We start from the raw sequence: 21,765 nt of genomic DNA, 5'->3' as shown, positions 1-21,765 counted from the left end.
TCCAAGGTGCTGCGCGGTCCGCACCGGCGGGGGCGGTCAAGGTCACGAAAAGGTCACCGGGCGGACGGGACCACCACACTAACGGGGCATCGTGCGTGCCTCCGGCCGTTCCGCACAGCACGAGCGCAGGAGAGACACGGCTCACGCGGGCTTGAACGGGCGGTGCTCCGGGGGATGCATCAGATGTGCTCGAAAACACTCCCAGCCCGTTACCGGCACATGGTGGCGCTTCCACCAGGCGTCAAGGGAGACTGACCTCAGATCGTCCCGGCGCAAGCCACGCGCCGCCGACGCCCAAGGAGGCACCCGTGCCGCATGTCCTGGTCCTCAACGCGTCGTACGAGCCGCTCGGCGTCGTACCGCTCCGCCGCGCGCTCGTCCTCGTCCTGGAGAACAAGGCCGTCTCCCTCGAGGAATCCGGCGCCTATCTGCACAGCGCGACCGTCACACTCCCCGCTCCCAGCGTGGTCCGGCTCAAGCGGTTCGTGCGGGTTCCCTACCGGGGGCCCGTCCCTCTGACCCGGCGGGCGCTCTTCGCGCGCGACGGGGGCCGGTGCATGTACTGCGGTGGCATCGCAACCAGCGTCGACCACGTCATCCCGCGCAGCCGCGGGGGCAAGCACGTCTGGGACAACGTGGTGGCCTCCTGCCGCCGCTGCAACCACGTCAAGGCCGACCGCCACCTGGTCGAGCTGGGCTGGCGGCTGCGCCACAAGCCCGCCCCGCCCTCGGGCCTGGCCTGGCGCATCATCGGCACCGGCCACCGGGATCCGCGCTGGCTCCCCTACCTGCAGCCGTACGGCGCGGACGACGCGCTGGCCCGGATCGACGGCATCTCCGCCTAGGCGCGCAGCGGCGGTATCAGCCGCGGGGCCCCTCCGGGCGGGCGCCCCGCACGGCGTACCCGGCGGCGCCCAGGGCGAACGCCGTCAGCGCCGCCGCCCACGCGCCCGGCCGCGCACCCGGCTGCACCGGCCACGCCCACACCGTGGCCGTGGGCGCCGTGCGAGCCCAGGTGCACCGCGGTGACGCACCCGGACGCGGGCGGCCGGCCGGCACGGGCGCCAGCATGACGGCCGCCGCCGCGGTGATCCCCGTACGGCCCAGGGTGTCGCGCAGCATCGTCGTCGTCCTCCGCTGGCCCCCCACGGGGCGGAACAGTCTCACACCCCTTCTATCGGTCGACCGGCCGGAACCGGATCACCCCGGCACCCGCCGGGTGCCGCGCGTGGCGGCGGCGTCACGGGGTAGGCCTGCCCGTAACCCGTCCACAGCAGTAGCTCCGGCACACCGACAAGGAGGCCTCCGTGGCCGCACCGGCTCTCCCGATCCCGGCACAGATCCCGGCCCAGTACCAACCCGTGGCGGAGCCCTCCGCCGAGACCGACGCGGCATGCCTGTCCGCCTCCAGCTCCGAGACCGCGTACGCGCAGGCACCGCTGACCAGCGAGCCGCCGCTGCCCGACGCCGAACCGCTGACCAGCGAGCCCCCGCTGGCCGAGACCGTTCCGCTGACCAGAGAGTCCGACCCGGGCCCGGCCTCCTTCGCACCGGGGCTGTAGATGGCCGCGGCGCCCGACGAGCACCCCGCGCCCGACCTCGCCCGGCTCGCCGAGCTGCACGGGGTCGCCACCTCCTACCGCCCCGCCCCCGACCGCACCGTCCAGGTCTCCGCCTCCGCCGTCACCGCCGCGCTGGCCGCCCTCGGCGTGGACGCCGCCGGCCCCGGCGCCGTACGCACCGCCCTCACCGCGCGCGAACGCGAACTGCGCGAACGCCTGCTGCCCCCGACCGTGGTCCAGTGGGCCGGCGCCGAACCGCCCGCCGCCCTGACCGCCCTGCCCGCCGGCACCCGGCTGCGCGTCCTGACCGAGGACGGGGAGGAACGCGAGGACACCGCGGACCTGCCCCTGGGTGTGCACCACCTCACCGCCACCGCCCCCGACGGGCGGACCGGGACGGCCCACCTCGTCACCGCCCCCGACCGGCTGCCCGCCCCGCCCGGCCGCTCCCACGGCCTCCTCGTCCAGCTGTACTCCCTGCTCTCCCGCCGCTCCTGGGGCATGGGCGACCTCACCGACCTCGCCGAGCTGGCCGGCTGGGCCGGACGCACCGCCGGCGCCGGCTTCGTCCAGGTCAACCCGCTGCACGCCGCCGTACCCGGCGCCCCCACCGACCCCTCCCCGTACCGGCCGTCCTCCCGCCGCTTCCCCGACCCCGTCCACCTGCGCGTCGAGGACGTGCCCGAGTTCGCCTACGTACGGGACCGCGACCGCCTGCACACCCTGCTGGAGCGGGCCGACCGGCTGCGCGCCGACGTCCTCGACAAGGGCGCCCTCATCGACCGGGACGCCGTGTGGGAACTGAAGCGGGAGGCACTGGAACTCGTCCTCCAGGTCCCCCTCGCCCCCGGCCGGCAGGCCGCCTACGACGCCTTCCGCGCCGCCCACGGCCAGGCCCTCGACGACCACGCCACCTGGTACGCCCTCGCCGAGGTCCACGGCCCGGACTGGCAGCACTGGCCCGACGGCCTCCACGACCCCCGCTCGGCCGCCACCGCCCGCGCCCGCGCCACTCTCGCCGATCGCGTCGACTTCCACGCCCGCCTCGCCTGGCTCACCGACGGCCAGCTGCGCACCGCCCAGCGCGCCGCCCGCGAGGCCGGGATGTCCGTCGGGATCGTGCACGACCTCGCCGTCGGCGTACACCCCTGCGGCGCCGACGCCTGGGCCCAGCAGGACGTCTTCGCCGCCGGCATGTCCGTCGGCGCGCCACCGGACGCCTTCAACGCCCGCGGCCAGGACTGGGGCCTGCCGCCCTGGCGCCCCGACCGGCTCGCCGCCTGCGGCCACGCCCCCTACCGCGACCTGCTGCGCGCCCTCTTCCGCTACGCCGGCGCCCTGCGCATCGACCACGTCATGGGCCTGTTCCGGCTGTGGTGGATCCCCCAGGGCAGCCCGCCCACCGAGGGCACCTACATCCACTACGACTCCGACGCCATGCTCGCGATCCTCGCCCTGGAGGCCACCCGCGCCGGGGCGGTCGTGATCGGCGAGGACCTGGGCACCGTGGAACCCGGCGTACGCGAGACGCTGGAGCGGCGCGGGGTCCTCGGCACCTCCGTGCTCTGGTTCGAACGGGACTGGGAGGGCGACGGCCGCCCCCTGCCCCCCGAACGCTGGCGCGCCGACTGCCTGGCCACCGCCACCACCCACGACCTGCCGCCCACCGCCGCCCGGCTCACCGGCGACCACGTCGACCTGCGCGACCGCCTGGGCCTGCTGGCCCGCTCGGCGGCCGAGGAACGCGCGGAGGCCGCCGCCGACACCGCGGAGTGGCTGGCCCTGCTCGGCAGCCTCGGCCTGCTGGACAGCCCGGCCGCCGGACCGCCCGGCTCCGACGAGGAGGAGGAGATCCGTGCCGTCCACCGCTTCCTGCTGCGCACCCCCGCCCGCCTGATCGGCGTCTGGCTCCCGGACGGCATCGGTGACCGCCGCCCGCAGAACCTGCCCGGCACCTGGTACGAGTATCCGAACTGGCGCCTGCCGATCGCGGACGCCGAGGGCCGGCCGGTGCCGCTGGAGGAACTCGCGGCCTCCCCGCGGCTGCGCGGGCTGCTCGACGTCCTGCGCCCGTCCGGCCCGTCCGCGCGCTGAGGACAGGGCCGTTCACCCGGCTGCGGCCGAGCCCCGGGGGCGGGTGTCCCCGGGGCTCCGCCGTACGGGCCCTCTGGGTTCCGCCGTGCGGGCCCTCGGCGCTTCGCCGTGGGCTGCCGGGCTTCGCCGTGCGGGCCCCCGGGCCGATTCCGGCACCCCGGGCGCGCACACGGCGCGGCCGTTCGCTAACTTGGCACCGTGGACAAGAACAACGCCCTGCGCGCCGGCGCCCTGGCCGCCGGTACGACGCTGATGATGCTGCTCATGTCGTCCCCCGCGCTCGCGCTGACCCGCGACGACGGTGACGACCCCGGCCCGGGCCTGAGCGTCATCGAGACGCTGGGCCTGTACGTCTTCGCCCCGCTGGTGCTGTTCGCGGTCATCGCCGGTCTGGTGATGCTGCTGGACAAGTCGCGGGCCAGGAAGGACACCACCTCGTCGAACATCGACATCAAGCCCGACGCCCAGGCGCAGGCCAGGGCCTGAGCCCCGGTCCGGGCCGAAGCTCGGCCCGGACCCACCCGTTCTTCCGTCGAGGGCGCCCGTCCTCCCCGCCGGTACGCGCGCACGCCGTACCCGGGGACGGCCGGCGCCCTCGGCGTTTCCGCCGCCCCGGCCGGTCAGGGTTCGGGTGGTCACGGGTGCGGCGCGGTCAGGTACCGCTGCACCGTCGGCCCCAGCCACGCCACCAGCTCCTCGCGGGTGAGCGCCCGGGCCGGCGGCAGCCGCAGCACATAGCGGGTCAGGGCCAGGCCGAGCAGCTGCGCGGCGCACAGCGCGGCCCGCGCCGGGGCCTGCTCGGGGTCGGGGCACACCTGCCGGGCGACGGGCAGCAGCTGCTCCCGGAAGATGCCCTGCATCCGCTCGGCCCCGGCCTGGTTGGTGACACCGACCCGCAGGACCGCCCTCAGCTCCTCGTTCTCCTCCCACAGGCCGAGGAAGTGGCCCACCAGCGCGCGGCCCACCTCCTCGCGCGGCACCCGCGTCAGGTCGGGCAGGCGCAGGTCGAGGGTGACGGCCGCGGCGAACAGGCCCTCCTTGCTGCCGAAGTAGCGCATCACCATGGAGGGGTCGATCCGCGCGTCGGCGGCGACGGCCCGGATGGTGGCCCGCTCGTAGCCGTCGGCGGCGAAGCGCTCGCGGGCGGCGGCGAGGATGGCGGTACGGGTGGCGTCGGAGCGGCGGGGCCGGGGCGCCGACCGGTCCGGCTGGATGCTGGCCGTCATGGGACGAGCGTAGGTCAACGCATGTGGGCCAACAAGTGTTGACCGCTCTCCGTGCGCGTCCTACGCTTGCCAACAAGCGTTGACCAACGTGTGTTGGCACCTCCAAGGAGGCACGATGACCGGCATCACGGGAACGAACGCCACGGGAACCACCCCGGACGACACCGCACCCGACGACACCACCCCGCGTGTCCTCGTCGTCGGTGCCGGCCCCACCGGGCTCCTCCTCGCCGGTGACCTCGCCACCGCCGGCGTCCCGGTCACCGTCCTGGAGAAGCGCCCCCACCGGCTCAGCAACCTCTCCCGCGCCTTCGTCCTGCACGCCCGCACCCTCGAACAGCTCGACGTCCGCGGCCTCGCCGACGAACTGGAGGCCCTCGGGCAGCCGCTGGACCGGCTCGGGCTCTTCGGCCGGCTCACCATCGACCTCACCGGCCTGCCCTCCCGCTTCAACCACCTCCTCGTCCTGCCGCAGTACGAGGTGGAGAAGGTGCTGGAGCGCCGCGCGGCCGAGGCGGGCGTCGACTTCCGTCACGAGACGGAACTGACCGGCCTCACCCAGGACGCGACCGGCGTGACGGTGCGGGCCCGGGGGCCGCGAGGGGGTGCGGTGACCTTCCGGGCCGCGTACGTCGTCGGCACCGACGGCATGCGCAGTGCCGTACGGCAGGCGGTCGGGCTGCCCTTCCCGGGCAGGTCGGTGATCCGCTCCGTCGTCCTCGCGGACGTCCGGCTCGCCGAGCGGCCCCCGACGGTGCTGACCGCCGCCGCCGTGGGCGACGCCTTCGCCTTCCTGGCGCCCTTCGGCGACGGCTACCACCGGGTGATCGGCTGGAACCGCGCCCGGGACGTCCCGGACGGCGAGCCGCTGGACCTCGAGGAGGTCAGGGAGACCGTCCGCCTCGCGCTGGGCCGGGACTTCGGCATGTACGACGCCCGCTGGATGTCCCGGTTCCACAGCGACGAGCGGCAGGCGCCGGCGTACCGGGCGGGGCGGGTCTTCCTCGCCGGGGACGCCGCGCACGTGCACACGCCGGCCGGCGGGCAGGGGATGAACACCGGCCTCCAGGACGCCGCGAACCTGAGCTGGAAGCTGGCGGCGGTCACGGGCGGCCACGCGGACCCCGCACTGCTCGACAGCTACCAGGCCGAACGGCACCCCGTCGGCAGGGCGGTGCTGCGCAGCAGCGGCGGGATCGTCCGCCTCGCCATGGCCAGGCGCCCCTGGACGCTGGCGGCCCGCGCGGCCCTCACCGCGTTCCTCGGCGTGGCCGCCCCGGTCCGGCGCAGGCTGGTCGGCCAGGTCACCGGCATCGGCTACCGCTACCCCGCACCGCGCGGCGCCCACCCGCTCACCGGCGCCCGCGTCCCGGACGTCGCCCTCGCCGGCGGCGGCCGGCTCCACGAGGCGCTGCGCGGCGGCCGGTTCGTACTGATCACCCCGGAGCCGTTCGAGGCGGGGCCCGGACGCGTGGACCGGCTGGCCGTGGCGCGGTGGGCGAGCGGCCGTCGTACGACCGTGCTGGTGCGCCCCGACGGCTACGTGGCCTGGGCCGCCGACGCGGCCACCCCGGCGCGGACCGCGGCGGCCCTCGCCCGGCACCTCGGCCCCACCGGCTGACGCCGGGCGGCGGCTATCCGGACGTCGCGTCGAGCAGGGCGCGCAGCAGGCCGGCCAAGTGGTCGGCCTGCTCGGTGCTCAGCGCGGACAGGGCGGCGTTCTCCTCGGCCAGGCCCGCGGCGACCGCCTCGTCGATCAGCCGCAGCCCCTCCTCGGTGAGGGCCACCTTGAGGCCGCGCCGGTCGTGCGGGTCGGGGGAGCGGCGCAGCAGGCCGGCCCGCTCCAGCTTGTCGAGACGGCCGGTCATCCCGCCGGTGGTCAGCATGAGGGTGGCCGAGAGCTCGCGGGGCGAGAGGGTGTAGGGCTCGCCGGAGCGGCGCAGGGTGGCGAGGACGTCGAACTCGCCGCGGGAGATGTTGTACGGCTTGTACGCCCGCTCCATGCGGTCGCCCATCGCGCGCGCGAGCCGGAAGATCCGGCCGAACACCTCCATCGCCCGGGTGTCGAGGTCGGGCCGCACCCGCGCCCACTGCTCGGTGATCACGTCGACGGGGTCCGCTGGCTGTTGCTGCATGGGCGAAGTATCGGCCCGCTTCGACTCGTCCGCAAGAAACTGGCCCACGAGAAACTGATGTACGAAAAAGCTACTTGACGCTAAGTAGCTTGGCGCTAAGCTAATCACTGCTGATCCAACCGGATCCGTCACCGCCTCACCGGAAGGGGCCCTGCCATGGCCACCCGCCGCCCGGGCAGCAGCGCCGTCATCGCCGTCACCGCACTCGCGCCCATCTCCTGGGGCACGACCTACGCGGTCACCACCGAGTTCCTGCCGCCGGACCGCCCCCTGTTCACGGCGCTGATGCGGGCCCTGCCCGCGGGCCTGCTGCTGCTCGCCCTCACCCGGGTGCTGCCGCGCGGCATCTGGTGGGTCAAGGCCTCCGTGCTCGGAGCCCTGAACATCGGCGCCTTCTTCCCGCTGCTGTTCGTGGCGGCGTACCGGCTGCCCGGCGGGACGGCCGCGGTCGTCGGCTCCGCCGGACCGCTGTTCGTCGTCGGGCTCTCGGCGCTGCTGCTCGGGCAGCGGCCGGCCGTGCGCACACTGCTCACCGGGCTGGTGGCCGCGTTCGGCGTCAGCCTCGTCGTACTGCGGGGGGCCGGGGCGCTCGACCTCACCGGCGTCCTAGCGGCCGTCGCCTCCACGGGCTCCATGGCCGCCGGAACGGTCCTGACCAAGCGGTGGGGCCGCCCCGACGGCGTCGGCCCGCTGGCGCTCACCGGCTGGCAGCTCACCGCCGGCGGCCTGCTCATCCTGCCGGTCGCGCTCCTGGCCGAGGGCGTCCCGCCCGCCTTCGACGCCCCTGCCGTCGGCGGCTACCTCTACCTCGCCCTGGCCAACACGGCCGTCGCCTACTGGCTCTGGTTCCGCGGCATCGGCCGGCTCACCGCCACCCAGGCCGGCTTCCTCGGCCCGCTGTCCCCGCTGACCGCGGCGGTCGTCGGCTGGGCGGCCCTCGGTCAGGCGCTCACACCGGTGCAGATCGCGGGCATGGCCCTGGCCACCGGAGCGACCCTGGCCGGACAGTTCACGGGCGGCCGACGGCACCGCCCGTCCGCTCCCGCCGAGCACACCGCTCCGGCCGAGCACACGGGTCACGCGGCCGGGACGGCCCTGCCGGTCCCGGCCCCACGGGGCTGAGGACAACGAGAAGCCCCGGCCGGGCAGTGGGCCGGGGCTGCGCCGATGAGAAGGCGCGAGGGCGCCCGGTGCGGCACCGGGCGCCCTCGGTGTGCTATCCGGCTGCCGTCGCGTCGGCCGCCTGGGCTCGCAGGGCGCGTTCCACGCCCGAGCGGGCCTCCGAGACGAGGCGGCGCAGAGCCGCGTTCGGCTCGGCCTCGGCCAGCCAGGTGTCCGTGCGGGCCAGGGTCTCCTCGGAGACCTGGACCGACGGGTACAGGCCGATCGCGATCTGCTGGGCGATCTCGTGCGAACGGGAGTCCCAGGCGTCCTTGACGACCTCGAAGTACGTGTCCGCGTACGGCGCGAGCAGCTCACGCTGGTCGGTCTGGACGAAGCCGCCGATCACGGCCTCCTGCACCGCGTTCGGCAGCTTGTCGGAGTCGATGACCGACGCCCACGCCTCCGCCTTGGCCTCGGCGGTGGGCCGGGCCGCGCGGGCGGTGGCAGCGTGGCGCTCACCGGCCGCCGTCCTGTCCCGCTCGTACTCGGCCGCGATCTCCGCCTCGTCGTACCGGCCGACGGCCGCGAGCCGCTGGACGAACGCCCAGCGCAGCTCGGTGTCCACGGCCAGGCCCTCCACCGTCTGCGTGCCGTCCAGCAGCGCCTCGAGCAGGTCCAGCTGCTCCGGGGTGCGCGCGGTCGCCGCGAACGCCCGCGCCCAGGCCAGCTGGTGGTCGCCGGCCGGCTCGGCCGCGCGCAGGTGCGCCAGCGTGGCGTCGGTCCAGCGGGCCAGCAGGGCCTCGCGGGCGGCCGGGGCGGCGTACAGGTCGATGGCGAGCTTGACCTGGCGGTGCAGCGACTGCACCACGCCGATGTCGGACTCCTTGCCGATGCCGGACAGCACGAGGGCCAGGTAGTCACGGGCGGCCAGTTCGGCGTCCCGCGTCATGTCCCAGGCCGACGCCCAGCACAGGGCGCGCGGCAGGGACTCCGCGAAGTCGCCGAGGTGCTCGGTGACCATCCGCAGCGACTCCTCGTCCAGGCGGACCTTGGCGTAGGACAGGTCGTCGTCGTTGAGCAGGACGACCGCGGGACGGGGCCTGCCGGCCAGCTGCGGTACGTCGGTCAGCTCCCCGTCGACGTCCAGCTCGATCCGCTCGGTGCGCACGAGCTTGCCGGAGCCGTCGAGGTCGTACAGGCCGACCGCGATGCGGTGCGGGCGCAGGGTGGGCTCGCCCTTGGCGCCGGCCGGGAGCGCGGGGGCCTCCTGGCGGACGGCGAAGGAGGTGACGGTGCCGTCGGCGCCGGTGGTGATCTCGGGCCGCAGGACGTTGATGCCGGCCGTCTCCAGCCACTTCTTCGACCAGGTCCTCAGGTCGCGGCCGGAAGTCTCCTCCAGGGCGCCCAGCAGGTCGGACAGGCGGGTGTTGCCGAAGGCGTGCCGCTTGAAGTACGCCTGCACGCCCTTGAAGAACTCGTCCTCGCCGACGTACGCGACGAGCTGCTTGAGCACGCTCGCGCCCTTGGCGTACGTGATGCCGTCGAAGTTGACGAGGACGTCGTCCAGGTCACGGATGTCCGCCATGATCGGGTGCGTGGACGGCAGCTGGTCCTGCCGGTACGCCCAGGTCTTCATCGAGTTGGCGAACGTGGTCCACGAGTGCGGCCAGCGGGAGCCCGGCGCGGCGGCCTGGCAGGCGATGGAGGTGTAGGTGGCGAACGACTCGTTCAGCCACAGGTCGTTCCACCACTCCATGGTGACCAGGTCACCGAACCACATGTGGGCCAGCTCGTGCAGGATCGTCTCCGCGCGCACCTCGTACGCCGCGTCGGTCACCTTGGAGCGGAAGACGTACTGGTCGCGGATGGTCACCGCGCCGGCGTTCTCCATGGCGCCCGCGTTGAACTCGGGCACGAACAGCTGGTCGTACTTCGCGAACGGGTACGCGTAGTCGAACTTCTCCTGGAACCAGTCGAAGCCCTGCCGGGTGACCTCGAAGATCGCGTCCGCGTCGAGGAACTCGGCCAGCGAGGGCCGGCAGTAGATGCCGAGCGGGACGCTGCGGCCGTCCTTCTCGTACACGCTGTGCACGGAGTGGTACGGGCCGGCGATCAGCGCGGTGATGTACGTCGAGATCCGCGGGGTCGGCTCGAACACCCAGACGTCGCCCGCCGGTTCCGGCGTCGGCGAGTTGGAGATGACGGTCCAGCCGGCGGGTGCCTTCACGGTGAACTGGAAGGTGGCCTTCAGGTCCGGCTGCTCGAACGAGGCGAAGACCCGGCGGGCGTCCGGCACCTCGAACTGGGTGTAGAGGTAGGCCTGGTCGTCCACGGGGTCGACGAAGCGGTGCAGACCCTCGCCGGTGTTGGTGTAGGCGCAGTCCGCGACCACCCGCAGGACGTTGCGCCCTTCCAGCAGCTCCGGCAGCGCGATCCGCGAGTCGCCGAAGAGCTCGGCCGGGTCCAGGTGGTCGCCGTTGAGGACCACCTCGTGGACGGCCGGGGCCACCAGGTCGATGAACGACCCGGCGCCGCCGCGGGCCACGTCGAAGCGCACCGTGGTCACGGACCGGTAGGTACCGCCCTCCTGCGCGCCGGAGAGGTCGAGATCGATCTCGTACGAGTCAACGGTGAGCAGCTCGGCCCGCTGCTGCGCCTCTTCGCGAGTCAGGTTTGTGCCAGGCACGCGGTCATCTCCTCGTTATGGGTAGGTCGCGCCATCCTTCCATGGGATCCACACACGACGCGATGTCCCCGCCCCGCCGGCCTGCGGGGCCCCGGGCGGCCCCGGGCCGCGACGCGACGGAGCCGGACGGGTACGGGGACCCGCCCGGCTCACGTCCCGCGTTCAGCTCAGCACGATCACCACGACACCGCCGCCGCCGACGACACCGCTGGGGAAGAAGTTGCCGCCACGGTTGCCGAAGTTGTCGCAGTCGTCGAACCAGCCGTTGCCGCGATCGAAGCAGCCACGGTTGGTGGGCACGTGGGCCGGGGTGGCCGCCGAGGCCGTGCCCGCCGCGCCGATCGCGGCGCCGCCGGCCAGGAGAACGGCGACCGCGGATCCCGCGAACAGTCGCCTCGCGCGTAGTGGTTTCATGCGCCTGCCTTCCTTCCACGCCCCCGTGGGGTGCTGCCGGTACGGGGGCGATCGCCGCGGTCGCGGTGGGTGCGCGCGCCGCGGTCGTAGGTGTTGCCGCGGGGGACGGGAAGCACGGCCTGCGCCGCTCGGGCGGCCCGCCCCGGTGGACAGGGCACTCGCCGCCGGTGGGCGCAGCCCCGCTCGCGGCCCTTCTCCCTCACGCTAGCCGCCCGCCGGGGACTCGGCATCTCGGGCGGCGACGGCCCCGGGAGACGACCCGGACGTACGGGAGGGGCGGCCGTTCCCGGCCGCCCCTCCCTGCGATCCGCGCGGTCGCGGACGCGGGTTACCGGCCCGACAGCTCCGCCGCCACCAGCTCCGCGATCTGCACCGCGTTCAGCGCGGCACCCTTGCGCAGGTTGTCGTTGGAGATGAACAGGGCGAGGCCGTTGTCCACCGTCTCGTCGCGGCGGACACGGCCGACGTACGACGGGTCCTGGCCGGCCGCCTGGAGCGGGGTCGGGATGTCGCAGAGGGCGACACCCGGGGCCTTCGCGAGCAGCTCGGTGGCGCGCTCGGGGCTGACCGGGCGGGCGAAACGGGCGTTGACCTGGAGAGAGTGCCCGGAGAAGACCGGGACGCGCACACAGGTGCCGGAGACCTTCAGCGCGGGGATCTCCAGGATCTTGCGGGACTCGTTGCGCAGCTTCTGCTCCTCGTCGGTCTCGTTCAGACCGTCGTCCACGATGCTGCCGGCGAGGGGGACCACGTTGAAGGCGATGGTGCGCTGGTAGACCTGCGGCTCGGGGAAATCGACCGCCGCGCCGTCGTGGGTGAGCTTGTCGGCCTCGGCGGCCACCTTCTGCACCTGGCCGTGCAGCTCCGCCACGCCCGCGAGACCCGAGCCGGACACCGCCTGGTAGGTGGCGACGACCAGCGCCTCCAGACCGGCCTCCTCGTGCAGCACCTTCAGCGCCGGCATGGCGGCCATGGTGGTGCAGTTCGGGTTGGCGATGATGCCCTTGGGGCGGTCGGCGATCGCGTGCGGGTTCACCTCGGACACCACCAGCGGGACCTCGGGGTCCATGCGCCAGGCGGAGGAGTTGTCGATCACGACGGCGCCCTGCGAGGCGACCTTCCCGGCCAGCGCCCGGGAGGTCGCGCCGCCCGCGGAGAAGAGCACGATGTCCAGGCCGGTGTAGTCGGCGCTCGCCGCGTCCTCCACCGTCACGCCGTCCAGCACGGTCCCCGCCGAACGGGCCGAGGCGAACAGGCGCAGCTCCGTCACCGGGAAGTCGCGCTCCGTGAGGATCCTGCGCATGACCGTGCCGACCTGACCGGTGGCTCCGACGATTCCGACCCTCACAGCGACTCCCTCTACGTGTCTCTTGCCCGACCGGGGCTTTTCCATCATGCGGCGAACCCCGGCCCGCCTGTCCAGTTCTTTGCCGCGCGTGCCCGAGGAGTGGGACACGATTCACCGGCGCACAGTTCCGTACGTCCCTCCGGCAACCCCGCTGAGCTGGAGATATTCCTTCCCCGGGGGGTCCGCGCCGCAAGCTGTGCTGTCCGGCCCCTGCCCGTGCGGGCCCCGGCCATACGAGGGTGTGACGTACGCCTCTGCTCCTGTGCGGCACCGGCCGAACGTTCCGGCGCGCCGCCGCGTCGTAGGGGCAGACGCGTGAGGGGGTGGCTTGTGCTGCGCGGAAGGGCGCGCCGCGACCAGGGGGCGTACACCGACGGTACGGACCGTACCGTCGGCGATCCGCTGGACGCGGCCCAGGAACGCCGGGTGCGGGCGGTGCTCGCGCTCGGCGGAGTGCCGCAGTCGGACCTGCCGGACGGGGTGCAGCAGGTCCGGCTGCGGCTGCTGGAGCGGGCCGCGAGCGGCCGCGAGGCACCGCGGGACGTGTCGGCCTGGGCGGCCGTCGTCGCCTCCAACCTGGCCATGGACTGGCACCGGGCGAAGCGGCGCCGGGAACGGCTGGGGGAGCGGCTGGTCGCGCTGCACGAGCCCGCGCACCCCTCGGGCGAGGAGACCAGCCTGCTCTCCCTCGCCGTCGCCCGCGGCCTGGACGAACTGCCCGCCGCCCAGCGGCAGGTCGTCGTCCTGCGCTTCTTCGCCGACCTGCCCGTGCGGGACATCGCCGAGGAGCTGGGCATACCGGAGGGCACGGTCAAGAGCAGGCTGCACACGGCGGTCCGCGCGCTGCGCGACCGGCTGCACGAGGACGAGGTGGTGTGACGTGACCGCCGAACACGAGGGCGCGGACGGCGCGCGGGGCGCGGAGGGCGCGGAGGGCGCCGGGGAGTACGGCGGCATGGACGCCCTCATGGCCGCGATCACGGGCGACCCCCTCCCGGAGGAGGCCCACCGGGACCCCGCCTTCCACACCGGCCACCGCGCGGCCCAGGCTGACGTGGCACTCCTGCGCGACCGACTCCACTGGCTGGCCGAGGCGCTCACGGGGGAGCGGGCGAGCGGGGGCGCGGGGGCGGGGCCCGCGGCCGCCGGGGAGGAAGGGGAGCGGTCCGCGGGTGCCGGTGAGCCGTGGGCCGGGGGCACGGATGCCGGGAACACACAGGCCGGGGACGCGGGAGGCGGGGAAGGAGGGGCTCGCTCCGCGGATGCTGGTGCCGGTGATCCGGCGACCGGGGACGCGGGGGACGCGCGGACCCGCCATGCGGGCGCCGGGGATCCGGCGGCCTGGGACGCGGGGGCCGGTGAGCCGATGGCCGGGGACGCTGGGGTTCCGTCCGCCGGTGCCGGTGGCCCAGCTGCCGGTGAACCGGTGACCGAGGGCGCGGCGGCGCGGGATGCGGGGGCCGAGGGCGCGGTGGCCGGCGATGCCGAGGTGCGGGAGGCGGGGATCCGTGGGGCCCGGGGGACCGGGGACGCGGGAGGGGCCGTGGCCGGTGGGGGCGTCGCTCGTCGTGCCCGGGGTCGTACCGGGCCTCCTGGACGGCCGGGGCGGCGGGCACCGCGGATCGCGCTCGGTTCGCTCGCCGGTGCCGCGGCCTTCTCCCTGGTCCTCGGCCTCGGCTGGCTGGTGACGCGGTCCGGCGGCCCGGACGACGGCGGGGGCTCGGCCAAGAGCGCCGCCGACTCCGCGGGCAAGGCGGCCGGGAACGACGGGCGCCCGGCGGACGCGGAACGCGAGCTGGCCTGCTCCCGGCTGGTGGTGGAGGGCACCGTGGCGGAGGTGCGGCGGCTGCCTGACTCCCCGGCCAGCCGGATCACGCTGACAGTGCTCCGCTCGTACCAGCCGGCGCACGGCCCGGCCGAGGTCGGCTTCCTGCTGGACGGCGGCGCGCGGCCGGCCCCGCGCACGGGACAGCACGTCCTCGTCCGGGTCGGCCGGGGTGAGGAGCGGGCGAGTCTGTGGGCCGTCGGCGACACCCAGGTGGCCACCGCCCGCACCTGGATCACCGGCGCCCTGCCCGGCGCCCGCCACACGCCCTGCCCCTAGGTTGCGGCGGTGGGCCGAAGAAGGAGCCGGGCCGGTCGGGAGGACGAGGAAAAGGGGCGGGCCTCCGTCAGGATGCCCGCCCCCGTTCGTGTCAGTCCGTTACGGCGTGACCTTGCCGATCTTCACGCTGCCGGTGCCCGCCACCGTGCCGCGGGCGTCGACCAGCTGGACCCGGCCGAAGAACTCCCGGCCGGCCGGGGCCTCGGTGGCGGCCGTGACCTGGCCGGTCACCGTCGCGGAGTCGCCCGTGCCGAGCTTGACCGGTGCGGAGCCGTCGACCGTGACGGAGCCGAGCGCGGTGGAGAAGAACACGTCCCGGTAGTCGTAGTCGGTCGAGCCGGACGGGACGGAGTAGCCCGCGACCTGGACGGTGTAGGTGCCGGCTGCCGGGGTCGGCACGGAGACCGCCTCCTCCGAGTCACCGTCGGCGGACTTGCCGACCTCCTTGCCGGAGGAGTCGTACACCGTCAGGTCGAGGTCGGCCGCCGCGTCCGAGACACCGCCGATGGCGACGTCGAGCGAGGTGGCGCCGGCCGGGACGTCGACCGTGGTGGTCTGCGTCTCGCCTTCCTTGATGGCCGGGCGGGCCGCCTTGGCGGAGCCGAGGGGGCCGCCGGTGAGCTTGCCGTCCAGCGCCGCGTACGTGTTGGTGACCTTCCAGGAGGCGGCGGTCGGCGTACCGGCCTTGGCCTCGGGGACGGTCACGGTCTCGGGGTCGAAGGCGGCGCCGAGGACGGAGACGTCCAGCCGGTAGGGGTTGTCTAGCAGCGGCGAGGTGCGCCGGGCCTCGACCTCGACCTCCCAGACGCCGGCCTGCGGGTCGGCGTAGGAGCGCACGTCCGGCTTGCAGCCGTTGCCGTCCAGGTAGTTGTTGTAGCAGTACGGGGTACCGGTGTTGTCCGACGGGACGCCGTACGGGTGGATGGCGACGAACCGGGTCTGGCTCTTGTCCTTGAGCCCGCCGATCGCGACCTCCAGCGACTTCGCGCCCTGGGGCACGTCCAGGAAGTACGACCGCGTGCTGTTGCGCTGCACCGAGTCCGACGCCGAGAAGGCGTAGTGGACCGGGTCGGCGACGACGACCGTGGCGAGGACCTGCTTGTCGATGCCCTCGGTCCGCGGGTCGTCGACCTCCAGGATCGCGCTCTTGATGCCCGCCGACGCCGGGGCCGCCTGGACCTGGACGGTCACCGGCTGGTTCAGCGGCAGCCGCACCACGTCGTCGCCGGCGATCCGGAAGGTGTGGCCGGCGTTGTTCTCGAAGTGCAGCTCGTGCCGGACGGCCCGGTCCGGGCCGGAGGTGCGGGTGATCGTGACGTCGTACGTCTTCTTCTGCCCGGCCTTCAGGCCGCCCTCGCGGTCGTACAGGCCGGTGCCGTAGCCCGGGGTCTTCAGGGCGCCGTCCAGCGCGGTGTCGACCGGTGCCTTGACGGTGTAGTCGTGGGCGGCGGCGCCGTCCTTGACCGACTCCCACGCGTCCCCGACGTTGATGAGGCCCGCGCCCTCCTCGTAGGCCTGCACGCCCTTGATGTGGTCGGCGGTCGAGGTCAGGGCCGTGCGCAGCGCGGCGGGCGTCAGGTCGATGCCCTTCTGCTTCGCGGCGGACAGCAGCAGCGCGGAGGCGCCGGCGGCCTGCGGGGAGGCCATCGAGGTGCCCTGGAGCATGGAGTAGCCGGCCGGCAGCGGGTAGCCCGCCTCGGCGACCGGGGAGCCCGGCAGCCAGGTCTGGGTGGTGTTGATGGCGGCGCCGGGCGCGGTCAGGGTCGGGGTGAAGCCGCCGTCCTCACGCGGGCCGCGCGAGGAGAAGGGCATCATCTGGTACTTGGTGTCCACGGCCGAGCCGTAGTTGGCGGCCCAGGTCTGCTTGGAGATGGCCGCGCCGACCGAGATGACCTTGTCGGCCAGGCCGGGGTCGCCGATGGTGTTGGCGCCGGGGCCGGAGTTGCCGGCGGAGATCACGAGCTGGACGCCGTAGGTGTCGATGAGCCGCGTGTACAGCTCGGCGCGCGCGTTGTTGCCGTCGTTCAGCGCGGGCAGACCGCCGATCGACATGTTGACGATGTCGACGCCGCGCTTGGTGACCAGGTCGATCATGCCCTCGGTGAGCGCGACGTTGGTGCAGCCGCCGGTCCAGGTGCAGGCCCGGGAGGAGACGAGCTTGGCGCCTGGGGCCGCGCCGTCCATCTTCCCGCCGAACAGGCCGTGGGCGGCGGTGATGCCGGCGACGTGGGTGCCGTGCTCGGACTCGATGACGCCGATGTTGACGTAGTCGGCCTTGGCGCCCGCGGCGTTGTAGACGACGTCCTTGCGGGTCTCGACCACGAACGGGACCCGCTCGGCGACGTCCGTCGACGGGTCGTCGGTGCCGAAGTAGCCGACCTGGTAGCCGTCCTTGTACGGCTTCATCGGTGTGTCGTCGGTGAAGTCCAGGTTGTCGTTGGTGTCGACGCGGACCGTGCCGGCGACCGGGTCGTACAGCACGCCCCAGGCGTCGGTGGTGTCGCCGTCGCGGTTGAGGTCGCCCTTCTCGTCGCCGCCCGCGGTGGCGGACTCGTACATGTAGTTGAACTTGTACGAGCCCTCGGGTGCCGTGAACTTCTCGGTGCCCTGCGAGGGTGTGGTGAGGGAGAAGGACGGGCCGGAGACGGCGGTGGTCATGCGCCGCCAGGTGCCGTCGCCGTCGGTGACCGGGTCGGTCGCGGTCACCCAGTCGACTATCTTCCGCTCGCCGGTGGTGGTCTTCTGGAGCGCCGGGTGGCCGAGGTCGATGCCGGAGTCGAGGATGCCGATGGTGATGCCGCGGCCGTCCGCCTTCGGGTGGTCCGCGACGAAGTCGACGGCACCGGTCTCGAAGGACGGGTTGTACGGGTTCTCCGCCGGGGTCCTGCGGTCCGGGCCCGGGTAAGCGGTCTTGCCGGCCGGTGACTTGGCACCGTGGGGCGTCGGGTCGTCGAGCGGGATCTCCTGCTTGAGGTCGATGGCCCGCACGGTCGACAGCTTCGCGGCGGAGGCGATGGCCGCGTCCGCCCGGGCCGTCGGGACGGTGGCGCGCACGTAGCCGAGCTTGTCGTCGGTACGGCCGACCAGACCGCCCTCGACCGCGTCCAGTTCCCCGGCGACCTGCTCGGTCCTCCCCGGCGAGGTCGCGATCATCATGGTGACGGTCTTGTCGCCGCCGGCCTTGGCGTCGGCGAGCAGAGCGGCGTCGTCCGGGCCGAGTTTGGCGTCGGCGGACTTGACGCCGGGGCCGGCGGTGGCCGGGGTGGACGGCGTGTCCGCGGCGAGGGCCAGCGGTACCGGTCCGGCCGCGGAGAGGGCGGCCACGACGCCCACGGCCATGGCTATGCGGGTCAGGCGTCTCGGGCCGGGTATCGGATCACGCTCGGGCGTGTGGGTCATCGGCATCCCTCAGGTGAAGAAACGAGCGGACGAGAGCGCTCAGCTTCACGCAAGGGCCCGAGTTTTGGGGTCCGTTGACCGAACCGATATGAATATATGGGGAAAACCCGCGATGGGATGTGCGGCGATCCGTCCCGGGTCGTCCGGGATCTGCCCAGTTTTCCTTGGAAGGGGCGTAATGCCGGGACGCCTCGGCCGTGACCGGCCCCCCGCATGGCTCCTCCCGCCCCGCCGTCCGCGAGTGCCGGGCGCCGACGGCCAACTCCTCGGGTACGTGAGCCGCTTCGGCCGGCGCCGGCCCGAGGTCCCTCCCCTACCCCGGTAAGTGAACGGGGAGTGACCGGTTTCCGGCGGTCCGCGATCCACTCCATGGCCGCGTCCGGTGCCGTTGATCCACGTACGGTGATCGGCGTCACGCGTTGCCACCGCGTTCACGCGCAGGCCATCCCCGCTGCCAACGATCCATGGTGAGCGGGGCGTTCGCGTCCGTGACGGCCCGCGACCACTGCCGACGCGTTCGTACCCGGGGAGATCGCGCCATGTCGCGCACACGCTCTGTCGCCGCCTTTGCCGCGGGGGTCAACCGCCGCACCGTCCTCGCCGCCGCCGGAGCGGTCTCGCTCTCCGCGGGCGCCGGCTACGCCCTCCGCCCCACCGGCGGCCGGGCCGCCACCGCCGCCGGGGTGGCGGCGGAGGAAACGCCCGTCGCCCACTCCCGGCAGGCCGCCACCACCCCGCTCGCCCCCTTCACCAAGGGCACCACCGTCGCCTCCGTCGCCACCCCGCGGAACAGCTCCGGCTACCGCCGCCTCGGCGACGGGCCCGGCTGGCAGCGGGTCGTGCGCACCGAGCTGGCGGCGCCCGGATCCGGCCGCGCGGCCCGCCGTACGGCCCTCGCCGCGTTCGTGCAGTTCACCGACCTGCACCTGATGGATGTCCAGCACCCGCTGCGCCTGGAGTACCTGCGCTCCCACGACGTGCACGCCTGGCGCCCGCACGAGGCCCTCACCGTGCCCGGCGCCATCTCCCTCGTGGAGCGCGTCAACGCGATGCGGGGCGCCCCCGTCACCGGAGCCCCGCTGCACTTCGTGATGACCACCGGCGACAACACCGACAACAACGCCCACTCCGAACTGGAGTGGTTCATGAAGGTGATGAGCGGGGGCCGCATCACTCCCAACTCCGGTGACCCCAAGCACTACGAGGGCGTGCAGAACAGCGGCCTCCCGCTGTACTGGCAGCCCGGCTCAGGCGCCCGCGACCACGACAAGGCGCTCGGCTTCCCCTACCTGAAGGGCTTCCTGGCCGCCGCGATCCGCGAGGTGCGCAGCCCCGGCCTCGACCTGCCCTGGTACTCCACCGCCGGCAACCACGACGCCCTCCCGCTCGGCTGCTACGGCTCCCACGGCGACCCCTACCTCACCGAGGCGGCCATCGGCGGCCGGAAGCTGCTGAGCGTCCCCGCCGCCGACGCCAAGAAGCTCCAGGACGCCATCAAGAACGCCAAGGACCCCCGGGGCACCGGCTACCGAGACTTCCTGAAGTCCCACGCCCGCTCCATGCGCGCCGTCACGCCGGACGAGAAGCGTGCCCCGTACACCCAGGCGGACTACCTCAAGGCCCATCTGGACCCCGCCCACCAGGGCGCCGGCCCGGTCGGCCACGGCTACTCCTCGGCCAACCTGGACGCGGGCACCCAGTACTACGCCTTCCGCGTCTCCGACGACGTCATCGGCATCAGCCTCGACACCACCGACGCAGGCGGCCACTACGAGGGCTCGATCGGCACCGCCCAGCTGAAGTGGCTCGACAGGACGCTGAAGGAGCACAAGGACTCGTACGCCGTCGTCTTCAGCCACCACACCAGCACGACAATGACCAACACCCGTCCCGACCCGGCCCGTCCGGGCGAGAAGCGGCACGGCGGCGCCGAGGTGATCTCCGTGCTGTCCGCCCACGCCAACGTGCTGGCCTGGGTGAACGGCCACATCCACAAGAACGTCGTCACCCCGCACCGGGCCTCCGGCGGCCGCTCCTTCTGGGAGGTCTCCACCGCCTCCCACGTCGACTTCCCCCAGCTCGCCCGGGTCATCGAACTGGCCGACAACAAGGACGGCACGATCTCCCTGTTCACGACGCTGATCGAGGCCGCCGCCCCGCACCGCACCGACTACGCCGACCTCTCCCAGACCGGCCTCGCCGCGCTCTACCGCGAGCTGTCCTACAACGCCCCCGGCGCCAACAAGGCCCTCGCGGGCCGCCCGGCCGACCGGAACACGGAGCTGGTCCTCAACAAGGGCTGAGAATCACTCAACCGGCCCAACCCGCGCAACCCCCGCGCCCCGGCCGCGGTCCCTTCCCGCGACCACACCGGATCCACTCCCTGGGGGAAGACATGCGCGTACGGACGACTCTGACGGGCACCGCCGCCCTGCTGCTCTCCGTGGGCCTCGCGGCCCCGGCCGTGGCGGCGGCCGGCCCCGCCGCCCCCGCCCGCCACGGGCACGGCCACGCCGCGACCCGTGAGGCCGTCGAGGCGGTCGTCCGGGACGGCGTGCCCGGGGTGACCGCCACCGCGCGGGACGCCCACGGCACCTGGTCGGCGACCGCCGGTACGGGCGACACCCGCACGGGCGCGCCGCGTTCGGCCGCCGACCGCTACCGCGTCGGCAGCATCACCAAGACCTTCGTCGCCACCGTCCTGCTCCAGCTCGAGGCGGAGGGCCGGCTCTCCCTGGACGACACGGTGGACGCGTGGCTGCCGGGCGTCGTCCGCGGCCACGGCCACGACGGCCGCGCGATCACCGTCCGGCAGCTGCTCAACCACACCAGCGGTATCTACAATTACACGGAGGACGAGGAGTTCGCCCGCACCTACTTCCTCAAGGACGGCTTCCTGCGGCACCGCTACGACACGCTGGCGCCGCAGGACCTGGTGGCGATCGCGGTGCGGCACGATCCGTACTTCGCGCCGGGCACGTCCTGGCACTACTCCAACACCAACTACGTCCTGGCCGGCATGGTCATCGAGAAGGTGACGGGCCACCCGTACGCCACGGAGATCCGCCGCCGCGTCATCGAGCCCTTGCACCTGACGGCCACCTCCCTCCCCGGTACGAGGGTCACCGTCCCGCAGCCGAGCAGCCGTGCCTACGGCAAGCTCGCCGAGACGGCGACGGGCCCGACGTACGACGTCACGGAGCTCAACCCGTCCCTCGCCTCCTCCGCCGGCGAGATGATCTCCGACTCCGCGGACCTGGACCGCTTCTACAGCGCCCTGCTGCGCGGGAAGCTCCTGCCGCCGCGGCAGCTGAGGGAGATGAAGACCACCGTGAAGAACGCCGGGGTGCCCGGCGCCGGTTACGGCCTCGGCCTCCAGGAGACCGTGCTGGACTGCGGAGTGCATCTCTGGGGCCATGACGGCGGCATCCACGGCTCCGGGTCCGTCGCCGTGACGACCGCGGACGGCCGGCACTCCCTGGCCCTGAACCTGAACGCGGACTGGACCGGGGACCCGGACGCGGTGGTGCGGGCGGAGTTCTGCTGACCACCGTCCCCGGCTCCCCGGCCCGCCGTTCGAAGCGGGTACCGTGGCAGCGGCCCCGCCCCCGACGGCGGGGCCGGGTCGGCGCATCAGGGGGGATGCCCAGTGGGTCCACGGTCCGGCGGCGGAGACGGAAGACGGCGCGGCGC

At 73.9% G+C, this 21,765-nt stretch carries 17 protein-coding genes; 10 read left to right on the top strand and 7 right to left on the bottom strand.

The annotated features are described in order from the left end of the window. The first annotated feature begins 308 nt into the window (after nt 1-308). Nucleotides 309-845: an HNH endonuclease gene (locus ACGFT1_RS16360; protein WP_356816364.1), complete on the top strand. Its 537-nt coding sequence runs from the start codon at nt 309-311 to the stop codon at nt 843-845. Nucleotides 846-861: 16 nt separating this feature from the next. Here ACGFT1_RS16360 and ACGFT1_RS16355 read toward each other — a convergent pair whose 3' ends face one another. After that, on the bottom strand, nt 862-1,122 hold the full coding sequence (locus tag ACGFT1_RS16355; RefSeq protein WP_373909623.1) for a hypothetical protein: 261 nt from the start codon (nt 1,120-1,122) through the stop codon (nt 862-864). 185 nt (nt 1,123-1,307) lie between these two features. On the opposite strand from ACGFT1_RS16355, the gene ACGFT1_RS16350 reads away from it, so the two are divergent. From ACGFT1_RS16350 to ACGFT1_RS16340, 3 genes are all read left to right on the top strand, one after another. Continuing rightward, a complete protein-coding gene (locus tag ACGFT1_RS16350; RefSeq protein WP_373909622.1) occupies nt 1,308-1,562 on the top strand; it encodes a hypothetical protein in 255 nt (84 codons plus the stop codon). Then, nucleotides 1,563-3,656: a 4-alpha-glucanotransferase gene (gene malQ / locus ACGFT1_RS16345; RefSeq protein WP_373909621.1), complete on the top strand. Its 2,094-nt coding sequence runs from the start codon at nt 1,563-1,565 to the stop codon at nt 3,654-3,656. Between the two features lie 198 nt (nt 3,657-3,854). Further along, nucleotides 3,855-4,142 carry a hypothetical protein gene (locus tag ACGFT1_RS16340; protein WP_373909620.1) on the top strand — a complete coding sequence of 96 codons (288 nt, stop codon included), beginning with the start codon at nt 3,855-3,857 and terminating at the stop codon, nt 4,140-4,142. A gap of 149 nt (nt 4,143-4,291) precedes the next feature. Here ACGFT1_RS16340 and ACGFT1_RS16335 read toward each other — a convergent pair whose 3' ends face one another. Further along, nucleotides 4,292-4,882 carry a TetR family transcriptional regulator gene (locus ACGFT1_RS16335; protein ID WP_373909619.1) on the bottom strand — a complete coding sequence of 197 codons (591 nt, stop codon included), beginning with the start codon at nt 4,880-4,882 and terminating at the stop codon, nt 4,292-4,294. Nucleotides 4,883-4,997: 115 nt separating this feature from the next. On the opposite strand from ACGFT1_RS16335, the gene ACGFT1_RS16330 reads away from it, so the two are divergent. Next, complete coding sequence (locus ACGFT1_RS16330; RefSeq protein ID WP_373909618.1) at nt 4,998-6,503, top strand: FAD-dependent monooxygenase; 1,506 nt, start codon at nt 4,998-5,000, stop codon at nt 6,501-6,503. A gap of 13 nt (nt 6,504-6,516) precedes the next feature. Here the strand turns inward: ACGFT1_RS16330 and ACGFT1_RS16325 are convergent, their stop codons facing one another. Further along, nucleotides 6,517-7,017 carry a MarR family winged helix-turn-helix transcriptional regulator gene (locus tag ACGFT1_RS16325; protein ID WP_373909617.1) on the bottom strand — a complete coding sequence of 167 codons (501 nt, stop codon included), beginning with the start codon at nt 7,015-7,017 and terminating at the stop codon, nt 6,517-6,519. Between the two features lie 156 nt (nt 7,018-7,173). Between ACGFT1_RS16325 and ACGFT1_RS16320 the strand changes: the two genes are divergently transcribed. Continuing rightward, on the top strand, nt 7,174-8,139 hold the full coding sequence (locus ACGFT1_RS16320; RefSeq protein ID WP_373909616.1) for an EamA family transporter: 966 nt from the start codon (nt 7,174-7,176) through the stop codon (nt 8,137-8,139). A gap of 94 nt (nt 8,140-8,233) precedes the next feature. Here the strand turns inward: ACGFT1_RS16320 and pepN are convergent, their stop codons facing one another. From pepN to ACGFT1_RS16305, 3 genes are all read right to left on the bottom strand, one after another. Next, nucleotides 8,234-10,807: an aminopeptidase N gene (pepN, locus tag ACGFT1_RS16315; protein ID WP_373909615.1), complete on the bottom strand. Its 2,574-nt coding sequence runs from the start codon at nt 10,805-10,807 to the stop codon at nt 8,234-8,236. A 162-nt stretch (nt 10,808-10,969) separates the two neighbouring features. Beyond that, the gene (locus ACGFT1_RS16310; protein ID WP_373909614.1) at nt 10,970-11,221 is read right to left on the bottom strand and encodes a hypothetical protein; all 252 of its coding nucleotides are present in this window, start codon (nt 11,219-11,221) and stop codon (nt 10,970-10,972) included. Nucleotides 11,222-11,549: 328 nt separating this feature from the next. Continuing rightward, a complete protein-coding gene (locus ACGFT1_RS16305; protein WP_373909613.1) occupies nt 11,550-12,569 on the bottom strand; it encodes an aspartate-semialdehyde dehydrogenase in 1,020 nt (339 codons plus the stop codon). A 330-nt stretch (nt 12,570-12,899) separates the two neighbouring features. Here ACGFT1_RS16305 and ACGFT1_RS16300 point away from each other — a divergent pair, with 330 nt between their 5' ends. Together ACGFT1_RS16300 and ACGFT1_RS16295 are read left to right on the top strand one after the other, a co-directional pair. Then, nucleotides 12,900-13,448: an RNA polymerase sigma factor gene (locus ACGFT1_RS16300; RefSeq protein WP_373909719.1), complete on the top strand. Its 549-nt coding sequence runs from the start codon at nt 12,900-12,902 to the stop codon at nt 13,446-13,448. 1 nt (nt 13,449) lies between these two features. Continuing rightward, on the top strand, nt 13,450-14,673 hold the full coding sequence (locus ACGFT1_RS16295) for a hypothetical protein (RefSeq protein ID WP_373909612.1): 1,224 nt from the start codon (nt 13,450-13,452) through the stop codon (nt 14,671-14,673). A 99-nt stretch (nt 14,674-14,772) separates the two neighbouring features. Here ACGFT1_RS16295 and ACGFT1_RS16290 read toward each other — a convergent pair whose 3' ends face one another. Next, on the bottom strand, nt 14,773-18,072 hold the full coding sequence (locus ACGFT1_RS16290) for a S8 family serine peptidase (RefSeq protein ID WP_373909611.1): 3,300 nt from the start codon (nt 18,070-18,072) through the stop codon (nt 14,773-14,775). Nucleotides 18,073-18,611: 539 nt separating this feature from the next. Here ACGFT1_RS16290 and ACGFT1_RS16285 point away from each other — a divergent pair. After that, entirely contained in the window at nt 18,612-20,375 is a 1,764-nt protein-coding gene (locus tag ACGFT1_RS16285) for a TIGR03767 family metallophosphoesterase (protein ID WP_373909610.1), read from the top strand. Nucleotides 20,376-20,467: 92 nt separating this feature from the next. Further along, nucleotides 20,468-21,619, top strand: coding sequence for a serine hydrolase domain-containing protein (locus ACGFT1_RS16280; RefSeq protein ID WP_373909609.1), 1,152 nt, complete (start codon nt 20,468-20,470; stop codon nt 21,617-21,619). Nucleotides 21,620-21,765 lie beyond the last annotated feature (146 nt).

The organism is Streptomyces sp. Y20, assembly GCF_043195475.1.
Classification (GTDB): Bacteria; Actinomycetota; Actinomycetes; order Streptomycetales; family Streptomycetaceae; genus Streptomyces.
The sequence above is the reverse complement of the archived record's forward strand: the minus strand, read 5'-3'. Positions and strand labels throughout refer to the sequence as shown.

Coding starts and splice junctions, on each gene's coding strand:
- ACGFT1_RS16355 (WP_373909623.1), bottom strand. CDS start 1,122: ATGCTGCGCGACACCCTGGGCCGTACGGGGATCACCGCGGCGGCGGCC.
- malQ (WP_373909621.1), top strand. CDS start 1,563: ATGGCCGCGGCGCCCGACGAGCACCCCGCGCCCGACCTCGCCCGGCTC.
- ACGFT1_RS16335 (WP_373909619.1), bottom strand. CDS start 4,882: ATGACGGCCAGCATCCAGCCGGACCGGTCGGCGCCCCGGCCCCGCCGC.
- ACGFT1_RS16330 (WP_373909618.1), top strand. CDS start 4,998: ATGACCGGCATCACGGGAACGAACGCCACGGGAACCACCCCGGACGAC.
- ACGFT1_RS16325 (WP_373909617.1), bottom strand. CDS start 7,017: ATGCAGCAACAGCCAGCGGACCCCGTCGACGTGATCACCGAGCAGTGG.
- ACGFT1_RS16320 (WP_373909616.1), top strand. CDS start 7,174: ATGGCCACCCGCCGCCCGGGCAGCAGCGCCGTCATCGCCGTCACCGCA.
- ACGFT1_RS16310 (WP_373909614.1), bottom strand. CDS start 11,221: ATGAAACCACTACGCGCGAGGCGACTGTTCGCGGGATCCGCGGTCGCC.
- ACGFT1_RS16290 (WP_373909611.1), bottom strand. CDS start 18,072: ATGACCCACACGCCCGAGCGTGATCCGATACCCGGCCCGAGACGCCTG.
- ACGFT1_RS16285 (WP_373909610.1), top strand. CDS start 18,612: ATGTCGCGCACACGCTCTGTCGCCGCCTTTGCCGCGGGGGTCAACCGC.
- ACGFT1_RS16280 (WP_373909609.1), top strand. CDS start 20,468: ATGCGCGTACGGACGACTCTGACGGGCACCGCCGCCCTGCTGCTCTCC.